General features: G+C 70.7%; 4 protein-coding genes. 3 read left to right on the forward strand and 1 reads right to left on the reverse strand.

From position 1 onward, the window contains the following. Nucleotides 1-165: 165 nt before the first annotated feature. Nucleotides 166-813: a pentapeptide repeat-containing protein gene (locus ACFWP5_RS47300; RefSeq protein ID WP_384171928.1), complete on the reverse strand. Its 648-nt coding sequence runs from the start codon at nucleotides 811-813 to the stop codon at nucleotides 166-168. Nucleotides 814-1062: 249 nt separating this feature from the next. On the opposite strand from ACFWP5_RS47300, the gene ACFWP5_RS47305 reads away from it, so the two are divergent. The 3 genes from ACFWP5_RS47305 to ACFWP5_RS47315 all read left to right on the forward strand — a co-directional run bounded on the left by ACFWP5_RS47305 (nucleotide 1063) and on the right by ACFWP5_RS47315 (nucleotide 4899). After that, entirely contained in the window at nucleotides 1063-2250 is a 1188-nt protein-coding gene (locus ACFWP5_RS47305; RefSeq protein ID WP_384171896.1) for an FAD-dependent oxidoreductase, read from the forward strand. Between the two features lie 55 nt (nucleotides 2251-2305). Beyond that, nucleotides 2306-3271, forward strand: a complete 966-nt coding sequence (locus tag ACFWP5_RS47310) for a zinc-binding dehydrogenase (RefSeq protein ID WP_384171899.1) — start codon at nucleotides 2306-2308, stop codon at nucleotides 3269-3271. Nucleotides 3272-3387: 116 nt separating this feature from the next. Then, nucleotides 3388-4899, forward strand: coding sequence for an MFS transporter (locus tag ACFWP5_RS47315; RefSeq protein WP_384171902.1), 1512 nt, complete (start codon nucleotides 3388-3390; stop codon nucleotides 4897-4899). The last annotated feature ends 143 nt before the right edge of the window (nucleotides 4900-5042 follow it).

A 5042-nucleotide genomic window follows, 5' to 3' on the forward strand; every position in this document is an offset into this window, starting at 1 on the left:
GATGCCACCTGCGCCAAGAAGCCACCCTCGCCCCGAACGCACACCTCACCTCGGAAAGAGAAGCCCCGCACCCAACACCCGTCCGCCCCTCCAAAGAGCCCCCGCACCCAATTCCAGCCAGCCCTCAAAGATCCCCCCGCGCCCCGGACGCCCCCCTCGCCCCCCTCACCCCTCCACCCGAATCCCCATCTGCACAGCCAACACCGGTGCCAGATCCAGCAGTTGCCCCATGCTGATCACCGCCCCCGACAACCGATCCACCCCCCGCGCGATCTCCAGCTCCGCCGCCCCCCGCAGATCCACATCCGTGAACGTCACCCCCGTGAAGTCCGCCCCCTTCAGCGCGCAGTCCACGAACTCGACACGCTCCAGGCGGGCATCCAGGAAGTCCGGCTCCACGAGGACGCAGCCCTCGAAGACGACATCCCGGAGTTTCGCCTTGCGCAGGTTCAGGTAGTCGATCTTGCCGCCCCGGATCACCACCCGCTCCAGAACCGCGCCGTGCAGCTGCACCCCGCCCATCCTCGCGTCGATCACCTCGACGTCACGCAGGGTCGACTCCGCGAGGTCGGTGCCGACGCCCCGTATGCCGGTGAGGACGGAGTCCAGTACGCGGGCGTGATGCAGTCGCGTCTCGTCCAACGCGCAGTCGGTCAGCGCGCAGTCCATGAAGCGGGCGCCCCCGCCGTCCTGCCCGACGAAGTCCTCGTCCCGGAACCGCAGCCCGTCGTAGTCCCCGTCCGGCTCCAACTCCCCACCCCCGTAAGCCTCCAGAGCCGGCAACCGCACCTCCGGCCGCCGCGCCCCCTTCACCCCGCCCGCAGCACCACGGGAACCACCCCTCCCGCCCGCACCACTCGTCCCGCCCGTCGCCGCTCTCCTCGCCATGCCCCCATCCTGCACCCCACCACTGACAATCCCCCTGACCTGCACAGACGCAATTCCCCTCCCCGCGGACGTCACATTCCGCCCCCTTCCAACCGTCGTACTCACAGAAGGGCGCACCCAACGCACCCAGCCCAAGGCCCGATCCGACCCAAGGACCAATCCGAGGGAGACCCCATGCACCGCATCACCGTCATCGGCGGCGGCCTCGCCGGACTCACCGCCGCGATCGCCGCGGCCGAGGCGGGCGCCGAGGTCATCGTGTACGAGGCGCACCACACCCTCGGCGGGCGAGCGCGGACCGCCGAGGGGCCGTACCGGACGAACGACGGTCCGCACGCCCTCTACAGCCGCGGCCCGCACTGGACCTGGCTCCGGCAGCGTGGCCTGCTCGGGCCGCTTGCCCCGGTTCCGGTGTCGGCGGCGGCCCGGTTCCGGCTGCGTCACCACGGCGTCCTGCGCCGTACGCCACCCCTCCCGATGCTCAGACTGCTGCGCCGTTCCGCCCGCCAACAGGCGCCTGTGGACGTCGACTTCATGACCTGGGCGACCGGTGTCGCCGGCGAGGAGGCCGCCCGGGCCGCCGCGCACTACTCCGCCGTCGCCCTCTTCCACCACGACCCCGGCGCCCTGTCCGCCGCCTTCGTACAGGAACGGCTGCGGCGCGCGACCAGGCTGCCGGCCGAGGCGCGTTATCCGTGCGGCGGCTGGGCGAACGTCGTCGACCGGATGGCCGCCCGGGCCTGGAATCTGGGCGTGCGCGTGGAGACGCTGTCCCGGGTCGACACGCTGCCCATGGACACGCCCGTCGTCGTCGCCACCTCCCTCGACGCCGCCCGCCGCCTCCTCGGCGACGACTCCCTGACGTGGACGAGCGGGCGTACGGCCCTCGTCGATACAGCCATCCGGACCCGGCGCGGTGACGCCTTCGTCGTCTCCGACCTCGACTCGCCGGGTTGGGTCGAACGGTTCACCGCACAGGACCGCTCCCTCGCCCCGGCCGGTGAGCAACTGCTCCAAGCGCAGATCCCGATCGCGCCGTACGAGACGAAGGCCGACGGCGTCTCCCGTGCCGAGGAGCTGCTCGACCTGGGGTTCCGGGGCTGGCGGGAGCGTGTGATCTGGCGGCGCGCGGGCGTCGCGAACGGCCGTACCGGAGCCGTGGATCTGCCCGGCAGCAGCTGGCGGGACCGGCCCGCCGTCGACCGCGGGGACGGTGTCTGTCTCGCGGGCGACCAGGTCGCGGCGCCCGGTGTGCTGTCCGAGGTGTCCTTCAACAGCGCCCTGACCGCCGTATCCCTGGCTCTCACGTCACCGACGACTCTCGCACCGACCCGGCGGAAGCTTGACCTCAAGCACGCTTGAGGTCAAAGAGTGGACCCCACGGAAGCAACCAGCAATCCGCCACCATGGGGGCCCCATGCACGCCGTACGACTCCACACCTTCGGTCCCGCCGAGAACCTCACCTACGAGGACGTCGGCAACCCCTCCCCCTCCCTCGGCCAGGTCCGTATCGCCGTCGCCGCGGCCGGAGTCCACCTCCTGGACACCGTTCTACGGAAGGGGGAACAGGGCCCCCTGCCCGAACTCCCCGCCCTCCCCACCATCCCCGGCCGCGAGGTCGCCGGTGTCGTCGAGTCGCTCGGGGACGGGGTCGCCGGACTGTGGCTCGGGAAGCGGGTGGTCGCGCATCTCGGGTTCGCGCCGGGCGGGTACGCGGAGTTGGCCGTGGTCGATGTCGACAGGGTGCACGAGATTCCGGGGAACCTGGACTTCGCGCAGGCCGTCGCGATGATCGGGACGGGGCGGACGGCGATGGGGACAGTGCAGTTCAGCGAGCTCGGCAGCGACTCCGTGGTCGTCGTTCCGGCAGCCGCGGGTGGACTCGGGACCCTGCTCGTGCAGTACGCCAAGCATGCCGGGGCCACCGTGATCGGTCTCGCGGGCGGTCCGGAGAAGGTCGCCCTCGTGGGGGCGAACGGCGCCGATCTCGCCGTCGACTACACGGACCCCGGGTGGCCGGGGAAGGTGCGGGCCTGGCTGGGCGGCCGGCACGCGACCGTCGTGTTCGACGGGGTGGGCGGGGCCGTCGCCCGGGAGACAGTCGGACTCCTCGGGCACGGCGGGCAGCACCTCGTCTTCGGGTGGTCGAGCGGGGAGCCGTATGCCGTCGAAGGGCTGTCCGAGCAGGTACTCGGGCCCGTGATGATGCGGAAGGCCGGAGGCCCGAGTCCCATCCGGACGCTGGAGTCGCGCGCGCTCGCCGAAGCCGCGGAGGGCCGACTCGTACCGGCCGTGCGGCGGTTTCCGCTGGCCGGAGCGGCGGACGCGCACCGGGCGCTGGAGAACCGGAAGACGACCGGAAAGGTGGTACTGGAGCCATGACCACACCGAACACATCACCAAGCACGCCATCAAGCGCGTCACCGGGCACACAAGCGAACGTACGCACGAATACGACTGGGGATGCAATACATACCGATTCATGGTCTTCTGACCAGATGAGTGTCACCCGAACAGGTGAATCCGGTGAGTCCGATACGGCCGCCGGCCCCGATCCCCGCCGCTGGTGGGGCCTGGTGATCATCGCTCTCGCACAGCTCATGGTCGTACTCGACGCGACGATCGTGAACATCGCGCTCCCCTCCGCACAGCGCGACCTGGGCATGTCCGACGGCAACCGGCAGTGGGTCATCACCGCGTACACGCTCGCCTTCGGCGGGCTGCTCCTGCTGGGCGGCCGGATCGCCGACCTGGTGGGCCGCAAGCGGACCTTCATCATCGGCCTGATCGGCTTCGCGGGCGCCTCCGCACTCGGCGGCGCGGCCACGACCTCGGGCATGCTCTTCGGCGCCCGCGCCCTCCAGGGCGTCTTCGCCGCCGTACTGGCCCCCTCCGCGCTCAGCCTCCTCACCACGACCTTCACCGACCCGAAGGAACGCGGCAAGGCCTTCGGGATCTACGGCGCGCTCGCGGGCAGCGGTTCGGCGATCGGCTTCATCGCGGGCGGGCTGCTGACCGAGTACCTGAACTGGCGCTGGTGCCTGTACGTCAACATCCCCATCGCGATCATCGCGGTCTTCGGCGCGTTCGCCCTCCTCCACGACCGCCCCGGCCACTCCGGCGCCCGCCTCGACGTACCCGGCGTACTGCTCGGCTGCGGCGGACTCGTCGCGATCGTCTACGGCTTCAGCGAGGCGGAGCCACGCGGCTGGACGGACTCACTGGTCCTGGGCCTGTTCGCGGCCGGTGTCGTCCTCCTCACCTCCTTCGTGTGGTGGCAGACCAGGGCACCCAGCCCCCTCCTGCCCCTGCACATCGTCAAGGACCGCAACCGCGCCGGCTGCTTCCTCACCATGGGCCTCGCCGTCATCGGCATGTTCGGCATGTTCCTGTTCATGACCTACTACCTCCAGGTCATCCTCGGCTACTCCCCCGTGAAGACCGGCATGGCCTTCCTGCCCCTCACGGTCGCGATCATCATCGGCTCGACCCAGATCTCGGCCCGGCTGATGCACCACGTACCGCCGCGCACCCTGATGGTGCCGGGCGCGGTCCTCGCGGCAGCCGGCATGTCCTTCTTCACCCGCCTTACCGTCAACTCGGACTACACGACCGAACTCCTACCCGGCCTCCTGCTGATGGGCCTCGGCATGGGCCTGATCTTCATGCCGGTCTTCGCCACCGCCACGGCCGGGGTCGCCCCGCAGGACTCGGGCGTGACCTCCGCGACCGTCAACACCGCACAGCAGGTGGGCGGTTCGATCGGTACGGCCCTCCTCAACACGATCGCCACCACCAGCAGCGCGGCCTACATCGCCGCCCACCTCCACAACCCGGCCCAGAAGGCCCTGATCACCAGCAAGGGCATCGTCCACGGCTACACGGTCGCCATCTGGTGGGCCGTAGCCGTCATGCTCCTGGCGGGCCTGGTCGCGGGCCTGATGGTGACGGCCCGAGCACCGAAGCACGGGGCGACGGCACAGTCACCGGTACCGGAGTCGGTGAGCTGAACCGAGCGGACCGTCGCCCGCGTACGGCGGCAAGGCGACGTGTCGGGGGGTGTCCGCCCGCAGCGGTTGGCGCGTCAACACCGCCACATTCTTGAGCAACCGATTCCGCGCCGTTCCGAGGACGGATACCCCCCGACGCGGCG

The organism is Streptomyces sp. NPDC058469 (assembly GCF_042721125.1).
In the GTDB taxonomy this organism is placed as follows: Bacteria; Actinomycetota; Actinomycetes; order Streptomycetales; family Streptomycetaceae; genus Streptomyces.